This is a genomic window from Microbispora sp. H13382 (assembly GCF_014161445.1).
Taxonomy (GTDB): Bacteria; Actinomycetota; Actinomycetes; order Streptosporangiales; family Streptosporangiaceae; genus Microbispora.
The window spans coordinates 401395-426626 of record NZ_JABBXA010000003.1 but is presented as its reverse complement, the minus strand read 5'-3'; the positions used below and the strand labels follow the sequence as shown (position 1 = coordinate 426626).

At 72.0% G+C, this 25232-nt stretch carries 17 protein-coding genes; 13 read left to right on the top strand and 4 right to left on the bottom strand.

Features of this window, described 5'->3' with window-relative positions; genetic code table 11:
- Positions 1–48: 48 nt before the first annotated feature.
- The 6 genes from HHX41_RS09475 (at position 49) to HHX41_RS09450 (ending at position 9110) form a co-directional block, all read left to right on the top strand.
- The gene (locus HHX41_RS09475) at positions 49–1548 is read left to right on the top strand and encodes a serine hydrolase (RefSeq protein ID WP_182905595.1); all 1500 of its coding nucleotides are present in this window, start codon (positions 49–51) and stop codon (positions 1546–1548) included.
- A gap of 163 nt (positions 1549–1711) precedes the next feature.
- Positions 1712–3082, top strand: coding sequence for a cell wall metabolism sensor histidine kinase WalK (locus HHX41_RS09470; RefSeq protein ID WP_182905594.1), 1371 nt, complete (start codon positions 1712–1714; stop codon positions 3080–3082).
- 123 nt (positions 3083–3205) lie between these two features.
- Positions 3206–5290 carry an N-acetylneuraminate synthase family protein gene (locus tag HHX41_RS09465; protein ID WP_310741878.1) on the top strand — a complete coding sequence of 695 codons (2085 nt, stop codon included), beginning with the start codon at positions 3206–3208 and terminating at the stop codon, positions 5288–5290.
- Positions 5287–6237 (top strand): glycosyltransferase family 2 protein, encoded by a 951-nt coding sequence (locus HHX41_RS09460; protein ID WP_182905592.1) that lies wholly within the window; start codon positions 5287–5289, stop codon positions 6235–6237. The genes HHX41_RS09465 and HHX41_RS09460 overlap by 4 nt, the downstream gene beginning before the upstream one ends.
- Positions 6230–7492 carry a polysialyltransferase family glycosyltransferase gene (locus HHX41_RS09455; protein ID WP_310741877.1) on the top strand — a complete coding sequence of 421 codons (1263 nt, stop codon included), beginning with the start codon at positions 6230–6232 and terminating at the stop codon, positions 7490–7492. Before HHX41_RS09460 ends, HHX41_RS09455 begins: the two co-directional genes overlap by 8 nt.
- Positions 7493–8126: 634 nt before the next feature.
- On the top strand, positions 8127–9110 hold the full coding sequence (locus tag HHX41_RS09450) for a helix-turn-helix domain-containing protein (RefSeq protein WP_182905591.1): 984 nt from the start codon (positions 8127–8129) through the stop codon (positions 9108–9110).
- Positions 9111–9155: 45 nt separating this feature from the next.
- On the opposite strand, the gene HHX41_RS09445 is transcribed toward HHX41_RS09450, so the two are convergent.
- Together HHX41_RS09445 and HHX41_RS09440 are read right to left on the bottom strand one after the other, a co-directional pair.
- Entirely contained in the window at positions 9156–10376 is a 1221-nt protein-coding gene (locus HHX41_RS09445) for a DUF6716 putative glycosyltransferase (RefSeq protein ID WP_182905590.1), read from the bottom strand.
- The gene (locus tag HHX41_RS09440) at positions 10373–11437 is read right to left on the bottom strand and encodes a hypothetical protein (RefSeq protein WP_310741876.1); all 1065 of its coding nucleotides are present in this window, start codon (positions 11435–11437) and stop codon (positions 10373–10375) included. The genes HHX41_RS09445 and HHX41_RS09440 overlap by 4 nt, the downstream gene beginning before the upstream one ends.
- 99 nt (positions 11438–11536) lie before the next feature.
- Here HHX41_RS09440 and HHX41_RS09435 point away from each other — a divergent pair, with 99 nt between their 5' ends.
- The 7 genes from HHX41_RS09435 to HHX41_RS09405 all read left to right on the top strand — a co-directional run bounded on the left by HHX41_RS09435 (position 11537) and on the right by HHX41_RS09405 (position 20091).
- On the top strand, positions 11537–12355 hold the full coding sequence (locus tag HHX41_RS09435) for an aldo/keto reductase (protein WP_182905589.1): 819 nt from the start codon (positions 11537–11539) through the stop codon (positions 12353–12355).
- Positions 12356–12501: 146 nt separating this feature from the next.
- On the top strand, positions 12502–14004 hold the full coding sequence (locus tag HHX41_RS09430; protein WP_310741875.1) for a sulfatase: 1503 nt from the start codon (positions 12502–12504) through the stop codon (positions 14002–14004).
- Between the two features lie 331 nt (positions 14005–14335).
- A complete protein-coding gene (locus HHX41_RS09425) occupies positions 14336–15685 on the top strand; it encodes an ABC transporter substrate-binding protein (RefSeq protein ID WP_169982395.1) in 1350 nt (449 codons plus the stop codon).
- Between the two features lie 84 nt (positions 15686–15769).
- Complete coding sequence (locus tag HHX41_RS09420) at positions 15770–16723, top strand: carbohydrate ABC transporter permease (RefSeq protein ID WP_182905588.1); 954 nt, start codon at positions 15770–15772, stop codon at positions 16721–16723.
- Positions 16720–17610, top strand: coding sequence for a carbohydrate ABC transporter permease (locus tag HHX41_RS09415; RefSeq protein WP_310741874.1), 891 nt, complete (start codon positions 16720–16722; stop codon positions 17608–17610). Before HHX41_RS09420 ends, HHX41_RS09415 begins: the two co-directional genes overlap by 4 nt.
- A 41-nt stretch (positions 17611–17651) precedes the next feature.
- Positions 17652–19043 (top strand): GH1 family beta-glucosidase, encoded by a 1392-nt coding sequence (locus HHX41_RS09410; RefSeq protein ID WP_182905689.1) that lies wholly within the window; start codon positions 17652–17654, stop codon positions 19041–19043.
- Between the two features lie 28 nt (positions 19044–19071).
- Complete coding sequence (locus tag HHX41_RS09405) at positions 19072–20091, top strand: LacI family DNA-binding transcriptional regulator (RefSeq protein WP_169982393.1); 1020 nt, start codon at positions 19072–19074, stop codon at positions 20089–20091.
- A gap of 105 nt (positions 20092–20196) precedes the next feature.
- Here the strand turns inward: HHX41_RS09405 and HHX41_RS09400 are convergent, their stop codons facing one another.
- A complete protein-coding gene (locus HHX41_RS09400; protein WP_182905587.1) occupies positions 20197–23307 on the bottom strand; it encodes a non-ribosomal peptide synthetase in 3111 nt (1036 codons plus the stop codon).
- Positions 23304–25229 (bottom strand): non-ribosomal peptide synthetase, encoded by a 1926-nt coding sequence (locus HHX41_RS09395; protein WP_182905586.1) that lies wholly within the window; start codon positions 25227–25229, stop codon positions 23304–23306. The genes HHX41_RS09400 and HHX41_RS09395 overlap by 4 nt, the downstream gene beginning before the upstream one ends.
- Between the last annotated feature and the right edge of the window lie 3 nt (positions 25230–25232).

Here is a 25232-nt window from a genome sequence, read left to right as displayed (position 1 = left end):
TCTCGAAACTGATTGAGCGGGCTTGTGCGGTTTCGTTAGCGTGTCCGGATGCCTTCCCAGCGCCTCCTGCCGCGCTCGACACCGGCCGCCTCGGGGATGTCGTCCCGTTCGATCGCCACGTTGCTGGACCGGCTCGAAGCGGGATCCGTCGAGTGTCACTCCCTGATGGTCGTACGCCACGGTCACGTCGTCGCCGAAGGCTGGTGGGCGCCGTACTCGGCCGGACGCCCGCATCTTCTCTACTCGCTGACCAAGTCGTTCACCTCGATCGCCGTGGGGCTCACGATCGCCGACGGGCTGCTCTCGCTGGACGACCGCGTGGTGGACGTGCTGCCCGAGCACGTCCCGGCCCGCATCTCCGAGCAGGGACGCCGCCTCACCGTCCACCACCTGCTGTCCATGACAACCGGACACCGTACGGACAGCCTCGACGAGGCCTGGCGCCTGGAACCGGGCGACCTGGTGAAGGGCTTCCTGCGCGTACCGTTTCCCGAGGCCGAGGGGACGCGGCACGCCTACGACAACGCGACCACCTTCGTCCTGGCCCGGATGGTGGAACGGGTCACCGGGCGCGGCCTGCCGGAACTGCTCGACGAGCGGCTCTTCTGGCCGATGGGCGTCGACCACGCCGAGTGGGACCGGGTGGCGAGCGGCGCCGCCTTCGGATTCCACGGACTGCACCTCACGACCGAGGCCGTCGCCGCCTTCGGTGAACTGCTGCTCCGGGGAGGCCTCTGGGGCGGCCGGCGGCTCGTCCCGCGCGAGTGGGTGGAGCTCGCGACCCGACGGCACATCGACACCCTGCCGTCCGAGGACGGATCGGAGGACGCCGACTACCTGTGCGGTTACGGTTACCAGTTCTGGGTGTCGCGTCACGGTTACCACGGTGACGGCTCCTTCGGGCAGCAGTGCGTGGTCGTCCCGTCGCACGATCTCGTGGTCGCCGTGACCGGCGCGCATACGCGGGCACAGGCGGTGCTCGACGCGATATGGGAGTGCCTGCTGCCCGGCGTGGACCAGGCGGGGAGCACTGACCTCGCGGGAAGCACTGAGCTCGCGGGAAGCACTGAGCTCGCGGGAAGCACTGAGCTCGCGGGAAGCACCGGGGACGACGAGATCCTCGCCGAACGGCTGCGGCGGCTGTCGTTCGCGCGGGTGCCGGGTTCGGCCGCCCCGGAGCGTGCCGTCAAGGCGAGACTCGACGCCTCCGCCGAGGATTCGGCTCTGCCCGGCGGAACCACGGTGGCCGTCGACCCCGTGGAGGGCGGCTGGCTCCTGCGACTCGGGTCCTCCCTGGACGTCGAGGCCGGCCACGGCGAATGGCGGGAGAGCTCACCGCTCGGCCGCCCCGTCGTCGCGGCCGGCGCCTGGCAGGGCGACACGTTCGTCGCCGACCTCTACGTCATCACCACACCGCACCGGGTCCGGCTGGTGGTCGACGCCGACGCGGGCACAGCGGTGGCGACGTGGAACATCGTGCCCCTGACCGGCCCCGATCTGGCGTTGCATCTGCGGTCGCCGCTGATGACACGGCCCGACGTCGCGTAGGTGACGCATCCCGGCCCGTGAGGGACGCGTACGCTTCGCCGAGTGCCCGCACTCGCCCGGCCGCATAACCTGCGACTGGAATATGGGAGACTTTGAGCAACTTTGGGACGAGCTTTTCGCTGTCGCGAGTTTCCCTAAAGATGACCATCAGTAGCCTCGGGTAATGCTCCTCCCCAGGCGCTCTCCGTCGCTGCGAGCCCGGCTGGCACTCATCGCCACCGGGACCGCGGCGATCCTGCTGATCCCGCTCGCGATCGTGGTGCACGTGCTCGTCCGCGACGCGGTCGCGGACCGCATCTGGGACCGGAGCCTGGACACCGCCACCCACATCGCCTCGCAGATCCGCGACGGACACCTGAGCGACCCCATTCCGGCCGGCGAGAACGGCATCGACCTGATCGAGGTGACGAGGCCGGACGGCCGGATCGTCGCCGAGAGCGCCGGAGCCCGGAAGCTGCCGCGCCTGAGCCCGTTACGCACGGCCCCCGGCCGCGAGATCACCCAGACGACGGCCTGCTCGCCCACCGGGCACGACTGCCTGTACGTGACCGTGCTGCGGGTGTCTCCCGGCGCCGAATCGGACATCGTCTACGCGGGCCGGGCGGCCCCGCCGATCCTCGACACCCCCTTCACACTGCCGGCGCTGCTCCTTGCGGCCCTGCTGCTCACCGCACTGGCGGGCTGGACGGCCTACAAGTTCACGGGCCGCGCGCTGCGGCCGGTGGAGGCGATCCGCTCGGAGCTCGCCGAGATCACCGAGAGGAACCCCGGCGGCCGCGTGCCCGAGCCGCCCGGCGACGACGAGTTCTCCCGGCTGGCCCAGGCGGCCAACGACGCGCTGTCCCGGCTGGACATGTCGATCCAGCGGCAGCGGCAGTTCGCCGCCGACGCCTCGCACGAGCTGCTCACCCCCATCGCCGGGATCCGCGCCCAGCTGGAGAGCGCGCGGCTGCATCCCGAGGACACCGACGAGGCCGTCTGCGCCGCGCTGCGCGACACCGAGCGGCTGGAGGCGATCGTCGCCGACCTGCTCCTGCTCGCCCGGATCCCCACGGTCCCCGAGACCGCCCGGGAGGAGGTCGACCTGTCCCACCTGGTCGTCTGCGAGGTCGAGCAGCGGCGGGAGGGGCTGCCGACCCACCTCCACAACACCCCCGGCGTGATCGTCAGGGGCCTGCGCCGGCACCTCACCCGGGTGGTGGCGAACCTGCTCGACAACGCCGAGCGGCACGCGCTCACGCTGGTGTGCGTACGCGTCGAGCGCACCGAGGACGAGGCCGTCCTGTACGTGCGCAACGACGGCCGGCCGATCCCCGAGAGAGACCGCGAGCGGATCTTCGAGCGGTTCTACCGCACCGACGCGGCGCGCAGCCGCGCCCGGGGCGGCACGGGCCTGGGCCTGGCCATCGCCCGCGAGGTCGTGGAGGCCCACGGCGGGTCCATCCGCGTCGAGGACGTCACGGACGGCGAGCCCGGCGTGCGGTTCGTGATCACGCTGCCGCTGGCCCCGGCGTGCGGCGACACCCAAAGTTAAGAACGGCGCCCCTGGTCGTTCAGCCGAGTAACCCCGAACGAAAGGACCTGCTGGCTAGTTTTCGGGACACCCGGCCCCCTTGGGCCACACGGGTTCCCGATGTCGCAGGTAGAGGAGTCACTCGTGCGAGTGCTGGCCGTCGTCCCCGCCCGTGGAGGCTCGGTGGGCGTCCCACTGAAGAACCTGGAGAAGGTGGGCGGCGTCCCGCTCGTCGCCCGTGCCGTGGACGCCTGTCTGCGCGCCGAGCTGGTGGACGAGGTGATCGTCAGCACCGACCACGACCGGATCGCCGAGGCGGCCGCTGCCGCCGGCGCCCGCGTCGTACGCCGGCCCGATGAGCTCAGCGGTTCGACCGCCTCCAGCGAGAGCGCCGTGCTCCACGCCCTGTCCGAGCTGTCCGGGCTGTCCGAGCTGTCCGGCGAGGAGCCGGAGATCGTCGTGCTCGTCCAGTGCACCAGCGCGTTCCTCGACCCCCGCGACCTCGACGCCGCCGTCGCGAAGGTGCTGGACGGCGAGGCCGACTCGGTCTTCTCCGCCACCGAGACCTACGAGTTCGTCTGGACCGGCGCCGGCCACGGGGTGAACCACGACCCGGCCGTGCGCCCGCGCCGCCAGGACCGCGAGCCCCACTACCGTGAGACCGGCGCGTTCTACGTCATGCGTACGGAGGGCCTGCGCGAGCGCGGCCACCGTTTCTCCGGCAGGGTCGCGGTCCAGCCGGTGCCCGCCCGGCACGCGGTCGAGATCGACACCCCCGAGGATCTGGAGATCGCCCGGGCGCTCGCCCCGTTCGTGGACGAGCCGCTGCCGATCGACGTGGACGCGGTCGTCACCGACTTCGACGGCGTGCACACCGACGACCGCGCGTTCGTCGACTCCGACGGCCGGGAGATGGTCGCGGTCAGCCGCTCCGACGGGATGGGGATCTCGCTGCTGCGCCGGGCGGGCGTGCGGGTGCTCGTGCTGTCGACCGAGCGCAACCCCGTCGTCGCCGCCCGCGCCGCCAAGCTCGGCGTGCCGGTGGTGCAGGGCCTCGCCGCCAAGGACGCCGCGCTGCGCGAGTGGCTGGCCGCCGAGGGCCTGACCCCCGAGCGGGTGGCGTACGTGGGCAACGACGTCAACGACCTGTCCTGCATGGCGATCGTCGGCTGGCCGGTCGCGGTGCCCGACGCCCATCCCCGGGTGCGGGCCGCCGCCCGCGTCGTGCTGTCGGCCCCCGGAGGCGCCGGGGCCGTGCGCGAGCTGTCCGACCGGGTGCTCGCGGCCCGCCCGGCCACCGCGCTGGAGACGGTGCCGGCCCCCGCGCCCGTCACCGCCGCCCGCCACCTCGGGCAGCCGCGGCCGGTGCGGATCGGCAGGTCGCTGGTCGGTCCGGGGCAGCCCGTGTACGTCATCGGCGAGATCGGCATCAACCACAACGGCGACGTCGACATCGCCCGCAAGCTGATCGACGTGGCCGCCGACGCCGGCTGCCAAGCGGTCAAGTTCCAGAAGCGCACCCCGGAGATCTGCGTGCCGCTGGAGCAGCGCGACCAGATCCGGCAGACGCCGTGGGGCGAGATGACCTACATGGAGTACAAGATCCGGACCGAGTTCGGCGCGGACGAGTACGCCCACATCGCCAAGTACTGCGAGGAGCGCGGCATCGACTGGTTCGCCTCGCCCTGGGATGTGCCGTCGGTGGAGTTCCTGGAGGGGATGGACGTCGTCGCGCACAAGGTCGCCTCGGCGTCGGTGACCGACCACGAGCTGCTGCGCGCGCTGGCCGCCACCCGCAAGCCGGTCATCCTGTCCACCGGCATGTCGACGATCGAGGAGATCGACGCGGCGGTGGAGATCCTCGGCACCGAGCGCCTGGTGATGATGCACGCCACCTCCACCTATCCGCTCCCGCCCGAGGAGGCCAACCTCCGCATGATCACCACCCTCCGGCAGCGGTACGGCGTGCCGGTCGGCTACTCGGGACACGAGCGCGGGCTGCAGATCTCGCTGGCCGCCGTGACGCTGGGCGCGGTGACCGTCGAGCGGCACATCACCCTCGACCGGGCGATGTGGGGCTCCGACCACGCCGCCTCGCTGGAGCCCACGGGTCTGGAGCACCTGGTCCGCGACATCCGCATCATCGAGACCGCCCTCGGCGACGGCGTGAAGCGCGTCTACCCGGGCGAGGAGGCCCCGCGGGCCCGCCTGCGCCGCGCCACGGCATGATCACACTTTCGGTGGTGGTGCCGGTCCGGGACGGCGAGGAGTACCTCGGCGACGCGCTCACCTCGCTCGTGCGCAACCGGACGCGCGAGTTCGAGACCGAGGTCGTCGTCGTGGACGACGGGTCCGCGGACGCGACGCCGGAGGTCGTCGAGGACTTCCGGCGCGACCTGCCGGGGCTCAGCGTCGTCCGCAACCCGGTGCCGCTGGGGCTGGCCGGTGCCCGCAACACCGGGCTGAAACTGGCCGCGGGCCGCTACGTCACCTTCCTCGACGCCGACGACTGGCTCGCGCCCGGTTACCTGCCCCGGCTCGTCGCCGCCATCGACGGGCTCGGGTGCGACTTCGTCCGGGTGGACCACGTGCAGGTCGAGGGCCGCAGACGGGAGACGCACCGGGCGCCGCAGCCACGCCGCGGCGTCGTGCTCGACCCGCGCGACGGCATCCTGCCGGCGGATCACAAGACCATGGTCGACTACCCCTACGCGTGGGCCGGGATCTACCGGCGCGAGCTGGACGACCTGCTGACCTTCCCCGCCGGGCTGCACACCGCCGAGGACCGCCCGTGGATCTGGCGGCTGCACCGCCTGGCCCGGTCGTACGCCGTGGTCTCCCTCGCCGGGGTGTTCTACCGGCGGGGGCTCGCGGCCTCGCTCACCCGGATCGGCGACGAACGGCAGCTCCACTTCTTCGACGCCTACGACATCGTGCTCGACGAGGCCGAGCCGCGCTACCTGCCCAAGGCCGCCCGCAACCTGTGCGCGCTGCTCGCCCACCACGTCGAACTGGCCGACCGGTTCACTCCCGCCGTACGCGCCCGGTTCGACGAGCGGGCGCGGGCGGCGCTCGCCCGGCTGCCGCGCGAGACGCGCGCCGAGGCCGTCGGCGGCCTGGAGCCCGGGCGGGCCGCTCTGCTGGGTCCCTATCTGCCGGGAGGGCCGCGTGCCTGACTCCACGCTGTTCTACGCCTCCACGCTGTTCGGCGCGATGACGCTCGCGGCGGCGATCGACGAGGGGCGGTTCCGCGACGGCGGCCGAATCCTCCTCGTGTCGAACAACGCGGCGATCCCCGAGGTAACCCCGGCGCTGGACGAGGCGCCGGGGTTCACCGCGCTGCGTGACAGGTTCGACCGCGTCCTGTCCTGGAACGAGATCATCGCGCCGCTGCACCCGTCGGACTGGAAGCCGCGCTCGATCGAGACGCCCATGCTCGGCCGCCTGCTGGGCGACCTGACCGGCGAGCCGGGCGAGCTGGTGCTGGAGTCGGTCGCGGTGCCCCCGTCGCGTACGCTCGCGGGCCTGGTCAAGGACTGCCCGATCACCGTCTACTCCGACGGCCTGATGAGCTACGGGCCGACCCGCGACCCGCTCCCGCAGGAGATCGCCGGCCGGATCACCCGGCTGCTCCACCTCGACCTCGCCCCGGGCCTGGCGCCCCTGCTCCTGGCCGAGCACGGCGTGCCGGCCGAGGCCCTGGCGGACGCGTCGTTCACCTCGGTGACGGGCCGGGTCGCGGAGGCGGCCGAGGAGGCGCCGCGCGCCGAGGCGGTCATCCTCGGCCAGTACCTGTCCGCGCTCGGCCTGGTCACGGCGGCCGAGGAGGCCGCGCTGCACGAGCGCGTGCTGCGCGGCGTGGCGGCGCGGGGCCACCGGACCGTGCTGTTCAAGCCGCACCCCGCCGCCGGGCGGCGGCACGCCCGCGAGCTGCGGCCGGTCGCCGCGGAGCTGGGCGTCGAGCTCCTCGTGGCCCCCGCGGAGACGCCCGCCGAGGCGTGTTTCGCCGCGCACCGCCCCGAACTGGTCGCCGGATGCTTCTCCACGGCGCTGGTGACCGCACGGCGGCTGTTCGGCCTGCCCGTCGCGGCAACCGGCACCGATCTGGTGCTCGAACGGCTCACGCCGTACGAGAACAGCAACCGGATCCCGGCGACGATCGTGGACGCGACGCTGCCCCGGCTGGAGGCCGACGGCACGATCACCGAACCGCCCGCCGCCGACCTGCCCGCCCTGGTCGCGGCCGTGGGCTACTGCATGCAGAGCACGGCCCACCCCGGCCTGCGCGAGACCGCCGCGGCCTACGTGCGCGCCCACGGGCCGGCGCGTTACTTCAAGAAGCGCAGGCTGGAGTCGCTGGGCCTGATCGAGCCGCCCGCCCCCGCTCCGGCCGTCCCGCAGTCGCGGCTACGCCGCCTGCTGTCCCGCTGAGCCCTCGCTCCGCACATGACAGAACGGGATGGGACACATCGATCGTGATGTCCTAGGCTGTGCGCCGTGCTGAGTCGATCTTCCGCGGCCATCAGCAGCACATGGCGACCACGGTCGGGACATCCGCTGCCGAGGGCTGCGGTGGTGACGCCGTCCGGCCACACCGCGGTGTGCGGACGCCGCGGCCGGCCACGGAAGGCTCGGGGGCGATGAGCAGGCATGGAAGCGGCCGGGATCCCGTGTCGGCGCCGGCCAGCATGGGGCACGGCGCCCGTGGCTGCTGCCGTGCTTCGCCGGACGGGACCACCGGCGCTCGATGCGGGAGAGTGCTCTCGCGCGGTGTGGCCATAGGGCTTCCTCCGAGGCGTGATCAGGGTCGTTGCGGCGCGGAATCGCTCCCTGGAATCAGGGTGCCGGGATCCGTCGCGGATGTCTTGACGCCATCTGCACGGTTGATGGCCATTCGTGCACGCAGCCGATGCGATCACCCCGGCGTGGCTTCACGCCTCGCGCCCGCCCGGGGCAGGCGGGGCTTGCCCCCGTCGCTCCCGGCGCGCTCACAACGCCTGACCGGAGAGTAATCCACGGCTGAGGAACACCCTTTTCCGTAACGACCACTCGCCGAGGACATGTCATGAAGATTCTGGAGTGGAGCACCAGGAACCTGGCCGTTCGGGATCGATTTCCCTACTGGTACGACACGATGTCGCAGGCGCACCTGCACGCGTGGCTGGCCACCGACGACCCCGCCCGGTTCCACGCGTCGGCGCGGGTGTTCGATCTCGGCACGGTGCAGTTGTCGATGATGAGCCACCACACGCTGCGGGTGAACCGGCCCGCCAAGCTCATCCGGCGGTCGGATCCCGAGGTCTTCCAGCTGCACCTCCTCCTCGGTGGCGCCGGCGGCCTGAGGCAGGCCGGGCGTGAGGTGACCTTCCGTGCCGGACAGTTCCTCACCATCGATTCCTCCCGGCCGTACCAGGGGTGGCGAGGACCTGACGGCGATCCGGCCGAGGCCCTGCTCGTCCAGTTCCCGCGGGATGCTCTCGGCCTGCGGTCCGACGTGGTCGGGCGGCTCGCCGCGGCGCCGTTTCCCGTCCGGCCCGGCATCACCGGCGTGCTGGCCGGGCATCTCAAGCACCTGGCGGACAACGCCGAAAGCCTCACCCCGCACAGCGCTCGGGCGGTGGCCACCGTCACCCTCGACCTGATCGCGGCCGCCTACGCCGACCAGCTCGAGGCCGGTGACTCGCTGACACCCGAAGCGCGACGCCAGGCGCTGCTGTCGCTGATCCACGACTTCGTCCGGCAACGGCTCGGCGACCCGGACCTGACCCCCGAAACGATCGCCGCGGCGCACCAGATCTCCGTACGGCACCTGTACAAGCTCTTCCAGGAGCAGGGCCTCACCGTGGCGGCCTGGATCCGCCGAAGCCGGCTGGAACAGTGCCACCGCGATCTCGCCGACCCCCGGCAGCGCTCCCTTCCCATCCAGTCCATCGCCGCCCGCTGGGGCTTCACCGACGCCGCGACCTTCAGCCGTGCCTTCCGCGCCGCCTACGGCATGTCACCACGCGATCACCGGAATCTGGCTGCGGCCGGGCATGCGCCGAACTGAGGGCATCGTGTCTAACTGGGGGCATCGTGCCGTCTCGGGCGGGGACTACAGCGCCTTGAGGTAGCGGCGCATCCGGCGCTTGGCGCGGTAGCCGTACCGCAGCATCCGGGGCGGCACCTCCAGACGCAGCCGGGCGCGGCGCCGGGCCGCCGCGTGCTCGGGGCCGTCGAGGAGCGAGCGCGCCGGCTCCAGCGCCCCCGCGCGGGCCGCGGCGACCAGTGCGGCGATCCGGCCGGTCCAGTCGCTTGCCGAGGGGTCGTGGAAGTAGTTGGCCGCGCACCACTCCTCGGCCGGAACCCGGAAGTCCGCCTTCGCGAGGTCGTCGAGCGTGCCCAGGCAACCGCTGCCCTCGAACACCAGGTTGATCATCTCCGCGCTGACCCCGAAGTCGGACAGCACGAGCAGCGGCACGTTCGCGGCGATCGCCTCCAGCGCGGCCGTGGAGCTGACGGTGACGAACCCGGCGGCGCGGCTCAGGTGCTCGTGCATCGGGCCGGCGGCGAAGCGCACGGCGCCCGCGGGCACGCGGCCCTCGGCCTCCAGCGCGGTCCACAGCCGCTCGTAGTGGTGACGCTCGTTGTGCGTCTGCCGCTCGTCGTCGCGGGCCCGCAGCTTGACCACCACGTCCAGGTCGGGCCTGGCCCGCCCGAGCTCGGCCAGGGCGAGCAGGATGCGCTCCCGCTCCTCGCGCCGGCGGGGCACCTTGGCCTGGGTGGCGAACACGACCCGGTCGCGTACGCCCCCGGTGTCGCGGGCGCCCGGTTCGCGGGACAGGAGGTCGAGGTAGGGCAGCCGGGCCAGCGCGACCGCCCCTCCCCCGCCGAGACGCGCGCCGATCTCGGAGAACTCGGCGACCTCCCGGCCGCTGTGCACGACGAACAGGTCGCAGCCGCTGCGGAACAGCCACGCCTTCTCCGTCGCGGGCACCGAGATGCCGGGCAGGCCCGACACGAGCACCGGCCGGGGGCGCAGCCCGGCCAGCGTCTCCGCCGCCAGCGCGTCCACCACGGGGCCGGTGCAGGCCAGCAGCACGACGTCCGGCCGGAACCGTTCGGCGGCCCGCCGCACCTGCCGGGCCGGCAGCACCTGGGGAAGCCCTCGCGCGCGGGTGCCGCTCACCGCGGCGGCGATCTGCGCCTCCGATGGGGCGATGGGCGTACGGACGACGGCCAGCTCCGTGACCCAGTCCTGCGGGGTCGCGTCGAGCAGGCCCGCGGCCCACTTCAGATAGGAGTCGGAGTCGGCCACGGCGAGCAGGCGGGTCAAGGAGCGACCTTTCCGGGATCGTGCTGGTGGGGCGGGTGGGGCTGGTGGGGCTGGTGAGGCAGGGGCTCGTGGGGCTGATGGGCGAACAGCTGGAGGTGGGAGCGCAGCGAGGGGGCGGCCGAGGCCGTCCACCAGTCCTCCGGCACGTCCACGGTCTCCACCGGCACGCCCCGCGCCGACAGCAGGACGCGCAGCGAGGTCACCGCGGTGGACGGCAGGCTCAGCACCCGCTGGTCCGGCCGCAGGTCGCGCAGCGTCATCTCGGCGGGCGCCCCGGCGTCGTACACGGTCAGCCCGGCGATCCGGCGCACCCGATCGAGGTCGCGGGGGTCCTCCCGGCGGTGCGGGAAGTAGGCGACCGGCTCGTCGAGCCGCTCCAGCCAGCGCAGGTAGCGGTCGCGGTGGATGAGCCCGTTGCGTACGAGCGAGGTGCCGAGCACGACCGTGCCCTCCTGCGGCGGCGGATCGGCCGGCTGGGCGCGCAGCCAGGCGAAGTCGTGCCGGACGAGCCGGACGCCCGCGCCCTCCACATCCTCGGCGAGGCCGGCGGGCACCGGGAGCGCGGTGAACACCATGGGCCCGCGGGTGCGCAGACGGAGCCCGGCGGCGGCGCCCAGCACCCTGCGGCCGACGCCGGGCGTCCCCCGGGCGCGCAGCAGCGGGCGCCGCGCGACCAGCAGCTCCAGCAGGCGGATCGTGGCCAGCCCGTCGTCCACGAGCACCGTACGGCCGGGGACGGCCGTGAGGAGGGCGAGCTGGACGCGCCCGGAGAAGGCGTCGCCGACCGCCCACGTCCGGCCCGGACGGGGAGCCCGCTGGGACGGCTCGGCGAACTCCAGCCCCTCGGGCGGCCCGAGGCGCTCGAGCTCGCGACGGGTCAGCCGCAGCGCGGGCAGCCCGGCCCGCGGCACCACCCTGGTGGCGGAACCGAGGAGCCCCGCGTGGTGCGCCTCGACGACGCACAGCAGCTGCAGGGGGGACTCCACCCACGCGACGGCCTGCCCCTGCCCGGCGGCGTGGCGCCGTCCCTCGTTCTCCACGCCCCGTAATGAAACGTTCACGACGCGCTCACCCTAACCGTCCAACACGACGGCGGCGGGAACGCCCGGTGAACAGACCTGGAAGGGATCTTCGCGGGACGTTACGGCAGCATGGAAGGCATGAACGTCATCACTTTGAACAACAACGTGCGGATGCCCCAGCTCGGCTTCGGCGTCTGGCAGGTCGCCGACGACGAGGCCGAGAAGGCCGTCACGACGGCCCTGGAGTGCGGGTACCGCAGCATCGACACCGCGAAGCTGTACCGCAACGAGAAGGGCGTCGGCCGCGCCCTGCGCGCCTCCGGCATTCCCCGCGAGGAGCTGTTCGTCACCACCAAGCTCTGGAACGACGATCACGGCTACGACAAGGCGATGCGCGCCTTCGACGCCGGCATGCGGCGCCTCGGCCTGGAGACCCTCGATCTGTACCTGATCCACTGGCCGGCTCCCCGGCAGGGCAAGTACGTCGAGACGTGGAAGGCCCTGGAGATGCTGTACGTCGACAAGCGGGTGGCGGCGATCGGCGTGTCGAACTTCACCGTCGCCAACCTGGAGCATCTGCTCGCCGAGACCGAGGTGATCCCGGCGCTGAACCAGATCGAGCTGCACCCGCAGCTCGCCCAGCGGGAGCTGCGCGGCTTCCACGCGCACCGCGGCATCGCCACCGAGGCCTGGAGCCCGCTCGGGCAGGGCAAGGGGCTGCTCGACCTGCCCGTCCTGGCCGAGATCGGCGCGAAGTACGGCAAGACGGCCGCCCAGGTGGTGCTGCGCTGGCACATCCAGCTCGGCAACATCGTGATCCCGAAGTCGGTGACGCCCTCGCGCATCAAGGAGAACATCGAGGTCTTCGACTTCGCGCTGAGCCCGGAGGACATGGCGGCGATCAACGGTCTCGACGAGGGCCGCCGGCTCGGGCCCGACCCGGTCGTCTTCGGCTGACCGGCGGCGAAGGTCGCGGCAGGACCGAGGACGGGGACCGCCGGGCGGCGGCATTCACCGCAGCCCCGCACATAACCGGCGCCGCGCGGTCACGCGGTCACGCTGCGTACGTTTCCCCTGGCGAACGCGTGGCAATGATTGCTGCCGTGCCCCAACCACGACGATCGAGAAAGCTGTGGGCCGGGCTCGCCGCGGCACTCCTGCTGTGTCTCGGGCTCACCGGGGCCGCCCGCGTCGAGCCCGCCCCCGCGGCCCATCGGCCCAACATCGTGCTGATCCTCACCGACGACCTGGACGCCGGGGATCTGAGCCGGTTCCCCAACATCACCGATCTCCTGGTGCGCCAGGGCACCACGCTGTCCCGGTTCTTCGTGACCAATCCCTGGTGCTGCCCCTCCCGCTCGTCCATCCTCCGCTCGCAGTACATGCACAGCCACCAGGTGGAGAGCAACCGGTCGCCGACCGGCGGGTTCCCGAAGTTCCGGCCGCTGGAGGCGTCCACCCTCGGGACGTGGATGCACGACGCGGGCTACCGCACCGCGCTCATGGGCAAGTATCTCAACAACTATCCCGAGGGGGCGCCACGCACGTACGTGCCGCCGGGCTGGGACGAGTGGCATGTCCCCGTCACCCGCCTGTACCAGGAGTACGGCTACACGCTCAACGAGAACGGCGCGCTCCGGCGGTACGGCGACGCCCCGGAGGACTACCTGGAGGACGTGCTGAGCGCCAAGGCCGCGGCGTTCGCCACCGATTCCACCGCCCGGGGGGACGCCCCGTTCTTCCTCTATCTCGCCCCGGTCGCGCCGCACCTGCCCGCGCACCACGCACCGCGCCACGCCGCCGCCTTCGCCGGTGAGCCGGCGCCGCGAACCCCGTCGTTCGACCAGACGGACCTGTCCGCCGAGCCCCGCTGGCTGAGCGAACGCACGCCGCTGTCGGCCGCCGACACACGCAGGATCGACCGCGTCCACCGCGACCGGCTGCGCGCGATGCTCGGGGTGGACGACATGGTCGGCGCCCTGGTCGACGCGCTGACCCGGGCCGGCGAACTGGACGACACCTACATCTTCTTCACCTCCGACAACGGCTTCCACCTCGGCCAGCACCGGTTGCGGCCGGGCAAGACGACGCCGTTCGAGGAGGACATCCGGGTGCCGATGGTGGTGCGCGGGCCGGGCGTGCCGGCCGGGGGCGTCGCCGACGCGCTCGCGTCGACGGTCGACCTCGCGCCCACGTTCGCCGAGCTGGGCGGGGCCGCGGTGCCGCCCACGGCCGAGGGCCGCTCGCTGGTCCCGCTCCTGCGGGGGCACGACGTCGCCTGGCGCGACGCCGTCCTCGTGGAGTTCTACCACCCCTCCTACTCCCCGCACTCGCCTCCCACGTACGCCGTGCTGCGGACCGGGCGGTACGCGTACGTGGAGTACGAGACCGGGGAGCGGCAGCTCTACGACCTGTGGGACGACCCGGCGGAGACGCGCAACCTCGCGGCGTCGGCCGGCCCCGGCCTGACCGCCGTTCTCTCGGCCCGGCTGGCGCTGCTGCGCGCGTGCTCCGGGCCCGGCTGCCGGCTGGCGGACGCCGCGGGCACCGGGGTGTCCGTGGGCGGCGGCGTGTCCCTGGGGACGGCTTCGAGCGGCGCCGGATGAGGTGACGGAGGGCAATAGGACGGGCACCCCGGCGGATTCGGGGTGCCCGCTAATCATTTCTGCCCATATCGGAATGGGAGCGCTCCCAAGCGTAGTATGTCCTACTATGTCCGGTTGAGTGGCCCTAACCACCCAGGGAGTAACAGTTAGGTTTCGGCATATTGACGCCCGCGTTGCTCATAGAGGACCCTTCGTGGGAGCGCTCCCAACGTGTTCACCAACACGGTGCTCAGCACGAGCACAACCTCTGATCGCGGGCCGTGAGATCGGGGACCGGCCTGGGATGCACCTCCCATGAACGATTCGGGATATCACCTGAGAGGGGTCCGGAATGATTAGCAACTCGCGCCGCGGCAGGCTGCTCGCGGTCGCCGCGGTGGCGGCGCTGGCTCTCGGCGCCACCGCCTGCCAGACCGACGACAAGGGGACGGACACCGCGTCCGGTGGCGGGTCCTCGGCGGCGGCCGGCCCCGTCACGGTCACGCTCCAGACGTTCGGCGGCGGCAAGAACTTCGGCTACAAGGAAGCCGTCGACAAGTGGAACGCCGAGCACAAGGACATCCAGATCAAGTATGACAACCTGACCGACCAGTTCGAGCAGGTCTACTGGCCCCAGATGATCCAGTGGCTGCAGTCCGGCGCGGGCGCCGGCGACGTCGTCGGCATCGACGAGGGCGGCATGGGCCTCGCCAAGGCGCACCCCGAGTGGTGGGCCGACCTGGGCGAGTTCGGTCTGCAGAACCGCAAGAACGACTTCGCCGCCTGGAAGTGGGAGAACGGCGTCACCGCCGACGGCAAGCTGTTCGGCCTCGGCACCGACGTCGGCGGCATGAGCCTGTGCTACCGCCGTGACCTGTTCGAGAAGGCCGGCCTGCCCGGCGACCGCGACGAGGTCAGCAAGCTCTGGCCCACCTGGGACGACTTCGTCGCCGTGGGCAAGAAGTTCCAGGACAAGGTCAAGGACACCAAGTTCGTCGACGGCACCAACACGCTCTACAACGTGGTCCTGGTGCAGGAGGCCGCCAAGAACGGCAACGTCTCCTACTTCGACAAGGACAACAACCTGATCGTCGACAAGAACCCGGCGGTCAAGACGGCCTACGACTTCGCCCAGAAGATCAGCCAGGAGGGCCTCACGGCCAAGCTGCGCAACTTCACGCCCGAGTGGAACACCGGCATGAAGAAGTCGCAGTTCGCCACCCTCGGCTGCCCGTCGTGGATGCTCGGCGCGGTCAGCGGCGACGGCGGCGCCGGACCGGACTTCAAGGGCAAGTGGGACGTCGCGGCGGTGCCCGGCGACGGCGGCAACTGGGGCGGCTCCTGGCTCGCCGTGCCGAAGCAGTCGAAGCACCCCAAGGAGGCGGCGCAGGTCCTCGACTACCTGACCGGTAAGGACGCCGAGGTCAGCGTCTTCAACTTCGCCGGCAACATGCCGAGCAACGTCCAGGCCCAGCAGGACCCGGCCGTCCAGGGCGCGAAGAACGAGTACTTCAACGACGCCCCCGTCGGTGAGATCTTCGCCAAGTCGGCCGCCGCGCTCCAGCCGGTCTTCCTCGGCGTGAAGCACGCCCAGGTCAAGAACGCCATCGAGTCGGTCGTCTCCGCCATCGACGACGGTTCCGTGCCGTACGCGAACGGCTGGAAGAAGCTCGTCGACGACGCCGTGAAGGCCGCGGGCTGATCCTGCCCGCCAGGTGAGCACCGGTCCGCCGCAGCGGCACCCCGCCGGCGGGCCGGTCGCCTGCTTTCACCCGAAAGGTAACTCATGAGCCTGCACGTCGACGCCCTGCCGCCCAGCAGGCGGCGCGCCAAGTCGAGCTCGGGCCGGTCCTTCCTGACCTGGCTGGACCTCAAGGCCGCGCCATACCTCCTGGTCTCCCCGTACTACATCCTCTTCCTGGTCTTCGGGCTCTTCCCGCTCGCCTTCACCCTCTACTACTCGTTCTTCGACTACGACCTCACCGGCACGGTCGAGTGGACGGGCCTCGGCAACTACGCCGCCATGCTCGGCGACTCCGCCTTCTGGAGGGCGGTCGTCAACACCCTCGCGATGTTCCTCATCGCGACGGTCCCGCAGATGCTGCTGGCGCTGCTGCTGGCCAACGCGCTGAACAAGCGGATGAAGTTCCAGCTGTTCGTCCGGCTGGGCGTCCTGCTCCCCCTCGTCACCTCGGTCGTCGCGGTGGCGGTGGTCTTCACCCAGCTGTACGGCCGCGACTGGGGCGTGGTCAACTGGGTGCTCGGCTGGTTCGGGGCCGATCCCATCGACTGGAAGGCCGAGCGTCTCCCCTCCTGGCTCGCCATCGCGACCATGGTCGACTGGCGCTGGACCGGCTACAACGCGATCATCTTCCTGGCCGGCATGCAGACGATCCCCAAGGACCTCTACGAGGCGGCCTCGATCGACGGCGCGTCCCGGCGGCGCCAGTTCTGGCAGATCACCGTTCCGATGCTCCGGCCGACGATGATCTTCGTCGTGCTGAACTCGACCATCGGCGGTCTCACGCTGTTCGCCGAGCCGACCACGTTCTACAACGGCAACGTCCACGGCGGCACGACCAGCCAGTTCCAGACCGTCTCGATGTTCATCTTCGAGCAGGGCTTCCGCGAGTTCGACTACGGCTACGCCTCCGCGGCCGCCTGGCTGCTGTTCCTGCTCATCCTCATCGGATCGGCCATCAACTTCCTGCTCATCCGCCGGATCGGGGGCAACAGGTGACCACGATCTCCGCGCCCGCCGGCACGCGGCGCCGCACCAAGGCGTCGAGCGGCGCCACCAGCCTCTGGACCCCCACGCCGATGACGAGGCTCGTCCTCGCGGTCACGATCATCATCTCGGCGTTCCCGCTGTACTACATGATCGTCATCGCCTCGCGCACCAACACCGAGGCGACCGACATGCCGCCGCCGTTCCTGCCCGGCGGCAACCTCGGGGAGAACGTCCAGCGCGTGCTGTCCAACCCCGACGCGCACTACCTGACCGGTCTCACCAACTCGCTGATCATCGCCTGCACGGTGACGGTCTCGGTGGTGCTGATCTCGACGTTCGCCGGCTTCGCGTTCGCCCGGCTGCAGTTCAAGGGCGGCAAGGTGCTGCTCCTGCTGGTGCTGCTGACGATGATGGTCCCGCTGCAGCAGATGGGCATCGTCCCCCTCTACCGCCTCATGGTCAGCCTCGAATGGGTCGGCTCGATCAAGGCCGTGATCCTGCCCTTCCTGCTCAACGGCTTCGGCGTCTTCCTCATGACGCAGTACACCCAGCAGGCGGTGCCCAACGAGCTGGTCGAGGCCGCCCGCGTCGACGGCGCCTCCACCCTGCGGATCTGGTGGAACGTCGTCCTGCCCGCCGTACGGCCGGGCATGGGAGTGCTGGGCATCAACACGTTCATGCTGATCTGGAACGACTTCATGTGGCCGCTGATCGTGCTGACGCCGGACAACCCGACGGTCCAGGTCGCCATCAACTCGCTCAACGCGAAGTACGGGACGGACTACGTGCTGATCTTCAGCGGCACGCTCATGTCGATCCTCCCGCTCATCGTCGTTTTCATCGCGTTCGGCCGACAGATCATCGGCGGACTCATGGAAGGTGCGGTCAAGGCGTGACAACGCAAGACACACGACCCGAGGCAGAAGCCCCCAGCCTGATGTTCCCCACCGGGTTCGTCTGGGGCGCCGCCACCTCCGCGTACCAGATCGAGGGCGCGCTCACCGCGGACGGGCGGGGCCGCTCCATCTGGGACACCTTCTGCAGCCAGGACGGGCGGATCGTGGGCGGCGACAACGCCGAGACCGCGATCGACCACTACAACCGGTACCGCGACGACGTCAAGCTCATGGCGGACCTCGGCCTCACCGCCTACCGGTTCTCCGTCTCCTGGCCGCGGATCCAGCCCGACGGCTCGGGCGCGTACAACGCCAAGGGCCTCGACTTCTACAAGAGGCTCGTGGACGAGCTGCTCAGCTACGGCATCGACCCGTGGCTGACGCTCTACCACTGGGACCTCCCCCAGGCTCTGGAAGAAGCCGGCGGGTGGCCTTCGCGCGACACGTCGAAGCGCTTCGCCGACTTCGCCGCGACCGTGCACGCCGAGCTCGGCGACCGGGTCAGGCACTGGAGCACGGTGAACGAGCCCTGGTGCTCGGCGTTCCTCGGCTACGCCTCCGGCGAGCACGCCCCGGGGCGGCGTGAGCCGGCCGCCGCGCTGCGCGCCGCGCACCACCTCAACCTCGCGCACGGCCTGGCGGTCCAGGCGATGCGGGCGCAGAACGCCGACTCGCAGATCGGCGGGTGCGTCAACGTCTACCCGGTCACGCCCGCCACGGGCAGCGAGGCCGACCAGGACGCCGCCCGCCGCATCGACGGGCTGCAGAACCGCTTCTTCCTGGACGCGCTGCTCAAGGGCGCCTACCCCGAGGACGTGCTGGCCGACCTCAGCCACCTGTCCGACATGGAGTTCATCCAGGACGGCGACCTGGCCACGATCGCCGCGCCGCTCGACATGCTGCTGATCAACTACTACAGCCGCTTCACCGTGTCGGGCGCGCCGGGCGGCGCCGCCTCGGCCGCCGCCGCGCCGACGGACAGCGGCTCGCCGTGGATCGGCAGCGAGCACGTCGGCTTCGTCAACGGCGGCCGCCCGGTCACCTCCATGGGCTGGGAGGTCGACGGCAGCGGCCTGTACGAGATGCTGCGGCGTATCGCCGACGAGTACCCGCGCGTCCCGCTCTACATCTCGGAGAACGGCGCGGCCTACGACGACCTGATCGGCGAGGACGGCACCGTGCACGACCCCGAGCGGGTCTCCTACATCGATGCCCACCTGCGGATCTGTCACTCGGCCATCGAGTCGGGCATCCCGCTCCAGGGCTACTTCGCCTGGTCGCTCATGGACAACTTCGAGTGGGCGTGGGGGTACGGCAAGCGGTTCGGCCTCGTCTACGTCGACTACGAGACCCAGGCCCGCACCATGAAATCGAGCGCTTTGTGGTATGCCGACACCATCAGACACGGCGGACTGCTGAGTCGGGCACAATAAGCGCAGACGCGATAAGGGGGCAGTATAAATGAACGGGGACCGCCGTTCCGGAGGCCGGCCGACTCTGGAAGCGGTCGCCGCGCGCGCCGGAGTCGGCCGCGGCACCGTGTCGCGGGTCATCAACGGCTCGCCGAAGGTGAGCGACCGGGCCCGCGACGCGGTGTTACTGGCGATCCAGGAGCTCGGCTACGTGCCCAACCGGGCGGCGCGCACCCTCGTGACCAACCGGACCGACACCATCGCGCTGGTGGTGTCGGAGTCGGAGCAGCGCGTCTTCGACGAGCCGTACTTCGCCGGGCTGATCCGCGGTATCGGCTCGGCGCTGTCGGAGACCGGCCTTCAGCTCATCCTCACGATGGCGCAGAACCGTGCCGAGCACGACCGGCTGGAGCACTACCTGACCGGACAGCACGTCGACGGCGTGCTGCTCACCTCGGTGCACGGCGCCGACCCGCTGCCGGGGCGGCTGGAGGAGATGGGCGTGCCGACCGTGCTCGGTGGCCGTCCCGTCGGGCTCAACCCCTACAGCTTCGTCGACATGGACAACCGGGCCGGCGCCCGGCAGGCGGTCAAGTACCTGCTCTCCAAGGGCCGGACGAAGATCGCCACCATCGCCGGTCCGCAGGACATGGGCGTGGGTGTCGACCGTCTCGCCGGATACCGCGACGCGCTGCTCGCCACCGGCATGAGCGAGCGCGTGGCGTACGGCGACTTCTCCGAGGAGAGCGGCTCGGCCGCCATGCGCGAACTGCTCGCCCGCCATCCCGATCTGGACGCCGTGTTCACGGCCTCCGATCCGATGGCGCTCGGGGCGCTGCGCGTGCTGAAGGACCAGGGCATGGTGGTGCCCGACGACGTCGCGGTGATCGGCTTTGAGGATTCCAAAGTGGCGCTGCACACCGATCCGCAGCTGACGAGCGTGCACCAGCCGACCGAGGCCATGGGCCGGCAGATGGTCCAGCTCCTGATCGCCCGGATCAACGGCGAGCCGCTGGAGCAGCCGGTCGTCATCCTCGACACCCATCTGGTGATCCGCGCCTCCGCCTGACACGAGGCCACGCATACGACGAGACCGCCGCGCACCCGAGGGTGCGCGGCGGTCTCGCGTTGCGGCGGGCCGTGTTTCGGCGGCCCGTGTTTAGGCGGAACGGGATCAGCCGCCGGCGGACGAGAGCAGGCGCTCGGCCTCCTCCTCCGAAATGTCCTCCAGCTCGGCCACCAGCAGGTCCTCCAGCGCGACCGCCAGCTCGGCCACGGTGCGCCGTTCGAAGATCGTCCGCACCGGGACCTCCACCCCGGTCGCCCGGCGCAGCCTGGCCGCGATCCTCGTCGCGAGCAGCGAGTGCCCGCCCAGGGTGAAGAAGTCGTCGTTCACGCCGATGGAGGCGACGCCGAGCAGTTCCGCCCAGATCTCGGCCACCAGGAGCTCCGCGTCCGAGTCCGGCGGGACGTGCCCTGCCGACGACGCCCGGACCGGCGCGGGCAACGCCGTACGGTCCACCTTGCCGCGGCTGGTCAACGGCAGGGAGTCGAGCACGACCCACGCGGTCGGGACGAGATGGCGCGGCAGAGTCCGCGCGAGGTGCGCGGCGAGCTCCTCCCCCGTCGCGGTTCCGGTCACGTACGCCACCAGTTCCTCGGCGTGGACCGTCACGAACGCCTGGCCGACGCCCGGATGGTCGAGCAGCCGCGCCTCGACCTCGCCCGGCTCGATCCGGAAGCCGCGGACCTTGAGCTGCCCGTCGATCCGTCCGAGGAACTCCAGCGCGCCGCCCTGGTTCCAGCGTGCCCGGTCCCCGGTGCGGTATCTCCGCGACCCGGGCGGTCCCAGCGGGTCGGGGACGAACGCGGCGGCCGTGAGCGCCGGGCGGCGCAGGTAGCCGCGTGCCACCCCGGCACCGCCGATGACCAGCTCGCCGATCGCGCCCTTCGGAACCGGCGCCCCGGCGGCGTCGAGCAGGTGGACCGTCGTCGCGCCGATGGGCCTGCCGATGGGCGGCCTGCCGTACGGCGTCGCGCCGAGGTCGGCCGCGGTCGCGATGACCGCGGCCTCGGTCGGGCCGTAGGTGTTCATCAGGCGGACGCCGTCGCCGAACCGGCCGCGCCAGCGCGCCACCGCGCCGCCGGACGCCTGCTCGCCGCCGATGACGACCAGACGGAGCGCGGGCGGCCAGGCGATCTGGTCGATCTCCTCGACCAGGTGGTGCCAGTACGCCGTGGGCAGATCGAGCACCGTGACCCGTTCCCCGCCCGGGGCGGCCAGCAGGTCGGGCAGCGTCGCCGCCCCGCCGGGCAGCAGCACCAGGGTCGCCCCCGCGGCTAGCGCGGGAAAGACCTCTTCGAGGTGGGTGTCGAAGCTCAGCGACGCGAACTGGACGACGCGGTCGCCGGGCGCCAGGCCGTACTCCTCGCGCATCCACCGGATCCGGGCCGCGATGGCGCGGTGCTCGACGGCGACGCCCTTGGGCCGGCCGGTGGAGCCGGAGGTGAAGATCACGTAGGCCACGTCGCCCGGGCGTGTCTGTCCCGGCTCGCCGGATGCCGCCCCGTCCTCATCGTCCAGCGGGTCGACGGCGGTGAACCCGGCGGGCAGCGCCCGGTTCGTGATCACACGCGTCGCCCCGGCGTCCGCGAGCGCGAAGGCCAGCCTCTCCTCCGGCTCGTCCGGCTCGAACGGCAGGTAGGCCGCGCCCGCCCGCCAGACCGCGAGCAGGGCGGTGATCGCCTCGACCGAACGGGGCAGGCAGACGCCGACCACGTCGCCGGGGCGCACGCCCCGCTCTCGCAGCACCGCGGCGAGCCGTGCCGCCCGCCGGTCCAGTTCCGCGTAGGTGACCTCGGTCTCCCCGCAGGCCACCGCGACGGCGGCGGGCGTGCGCCGGACGGTCTCCGCGATCATCTCGGGGACCGCCGGTCCGAGGGTGCCGGCGCCGTCCCCGGCCATGGACCTCATGTCGGCCTCGTCGTCGGCGGTCCACACGCGCAGCTCGGAGATCCGGCGACGCGACTCGGCCGCGACCGACTCGAGCAGGAGCACGAAGCGGTCGGCGAGCCGGCGGACGGCCTCCGCCTCGTGCGGGGAGCCGCTGGACCCGTCGTGGCCGAACGACATGGCGAGCTCGCCGTCCTCCAGCCATGCCTCGACGTACAGGCCGAGCTTGACCTGGCGGTATCCGTGGGGGAAGGCACCGACGGACAGGTCGCCGAACGGCCGGGTGGGTCCCCCGGCCTGCGTGTGCAGGATGAACATGGTCGGCATCAGCGCCTCGACGGGATGCCCGATCCGCTCGAACGGCACCGACGGGCGGCTCATCGCCGTCAGCGCCTCCTGCCTGATGCGCCCCAGCAGTTCGACGAACGACGGGTCCCCGTCCAGATCGCCGCGCAGCACGACGGTCTGCGAGAGGTAGCCGATCATCGACTCCAGCTCGACCCGGTCGCGTCCGGCGACGGCCGTGCCGACGAGGACGTCGGTGTGGCCGGTGTGCCGGTGCAGGAGCACCTGGTAGGCCGTCATGAGCACGGTGAACAGCGTGGTCCTGTGCTCACGGGCGAGCCGGTCCAGCTCGTCGGCGACCTTCCGGCCGGCTCGGACGAACTGGTACGCCACGCGATCATCGTCGCCGGCGCCCCCGGGGCTCTCGCTGCCGATGCCGCACGGCAGGTCGGGCGGCGGCGGATCGGCCAGCCGCTCCTGCCAGTACGGCACCGCGCGCTCGGCGCGGCGGCGCTGCCAGCGGGCGTAGTCGGACGGCTGCACCGGCAGCGGCGCCAGGTTCGGCGCGCGGCCGTGCAGGCGTGCGGTGTAGTACTCCGCCAGGTCGTCCAGGAGGATCCCCAGCGACCAGCCGTCGCCGATGATGTGGTGCATCGTGACGCACAGGACGTGGTCCAGCGGCCCGATCGCGATGAGGGCGACGCGCAGCGGCACGCCTTCCGCGAGGTCGAACGGCGCGTTCACCCGCTCGGCGACGAGCCGCCGGGCGTGCTCCTCGTCATCGGCCTGGATCCGTTCGACCGGCGGGAGGGATCCCGGCGCCCCCGCCGGCTCGGCGACCGCCCAGGGGACGCCGTCCTCCTCCTCGAACCGGGTGCGCAGGCCCTCGTGCCGGGCCGCGAGGTCGGCGAACGCCCAATCGAGGGCGTCCGGATCGAGGGGCCCGCGCAGCCGGTGGACGAGGTACATGGTGTACGAGGCGTCGTGGGGGCTCAGCTTCTGCAGGAGCCACAGCCGTTCCTGGCCCGGCGACAGGGGCGCCCTCATGATTCGGACGCCATCTCGTCGAGCACGGCCGCCAGGTCCTCGGCGCTGAGGCCGTCGAGCTCGTCGCGGAGCGCGGCGATGTCGGCGAGGTCCAGGTCGTCGTCGTCGAGCCGGTCCATCGCCGCCGCCAGGCCGGCCACGGTCGGGTTCTCGAACAGCACCACGATCGGCACGTTGGTCGCGAAGCGCGCCTGGATCCTGGCGATGATCTGGGTGGCGGTCAGCGAGTGCCCGCCCAGCTCGAAGAAGTCGTCGTCGACGCCCACCGGCTCCGCGATGCCCAGCACCTCGCCCCACATCGCCGCGAGGTCCTCCTCCAGCGGCGTGGCCGCAGGCCGGTACGGCCGGCTGCGGGCCCGGGTCCACTCGGGCACGGGCAGGGCCTTGCGGTCGAGCTTGCCGTTGGGGGTGAGCGGCAGGGCGTCCAGCACCACGAGGTGCGCGGGCACCATGTACTCGGGCACGCTGCGGCGCAGCCGGTCCCGCAGGGACGGCCACAGGTCGGCCCCCTCGGGCTCCCCGGCCGCGCGCACGACGTAGGCGACCAGGCGCGGCAGCCCGTCGGGGCCCTCGCAGACGCCGACGGCGGCGTCGGCCACCTCGGGCGCGGCGCGCAGCACGCTCTCGATCTCACCGAGCTCGATGCGGAAGCCGCGCACCTTCACCTGCTGGTCGGCCCGGCCCAGGTAGCGGAGCCTGCCGTCCTCGATCGCGGCCAGGTCGCCCGTGGCGTACAGGCGGGCGCCCGGCGTTCCGGAGAACGGGTCGGGCAGGAACCTGGCGGCCGTCTGACCCGGCATGCCGCGGTATCCCCTGGCCAGGCCGGAGCCGCCGATGTGCAGCTCGCCGGCCTCGCCGGGCGGCACCGGACGCCCGTCGGGGCCGAGGATGTGCACCGTCGTGTCGCCGATGGGCTCGCCCAGGTCCACAGGGCCAGGAGACGGGGCCACCCGCCCGGCCGTCGACCAGACCGTCGTCTCGGTCGGGCCGTACACGTTCCAGAGCCGGGCGCCGCCGCCGAGGAGGGCGTCGGCGAGGTCGCGGGGCAGTGCCTCGCCCCCGCACAGCCGGGTCGCGACGTTCTCGGGCACGCCGCCGGATTCGAGCAGGATGCGCCAGCTCGCCGGGGTCGCCTGCATGATCGTGACGGCCTCGGTCACGGCGCGCGACCGCAGGGCCCGGCCGTCCGCCGTCTCGTGCCCGGAGGCGACCACGACCCGCGCCCCGCAGGCCAGCGGCAGGAGGAGTTCGAGCACCGAGATGTCGAACGACAGCGTGGTGACCGCCAGCCAGGCGTCGCGCGGGGTGAGCTCCAGCAGGGAGGCGAAGGACTCCAGCAGGTGGACCACCGCGCCGTGCGGCACGGCGACTCCCTTGGGCCTGCCGGTGGAGCCGGAGGTGTACATGAGGTAGGCCAGGTCCCCCGCCGGGCCGTCGGCCGGCACGTCGCCGGGCACCCCGGCGGAGACGGGAACGCCGTCCCACGCCAGCTCGACGACGTCCTCGACGCCGTCGAGCAGCCGGGACTCGACGCCCTGGCCGGCCAGGACCAGCCGGATGCCCGCGTCCTCCCGCATGAACCGGAGCCGGTCCTCCGGGAATCCCGGGTCGAGCGGCACGTAGGCGCCGCCGGCCCGCCACACGGCGAGCAGGGCGACGACCATGCCGGGGCAGCGCTCCAGGCACAGCCCCACCGGAACCTCCTGGCCGACTCCGCGGGCGCGCAGCAGCGCCGCGAGCCGGTCGACCCTGTCGTGCAGCTCCCGGTAGGTCAGCAGGCCCCCGGCGCCGCTCACCGCGACCGCGTCGGGGCTCGTGTCACGCCACCGGCGGATCAGCGCGAGCGCCGTCGCGGCGTCCGTTCCCGTCCCCGGCCGCCCGGCGCCCGGAGGCGCCGTCAGGCCGCTCACCGCGTCACTCACTTC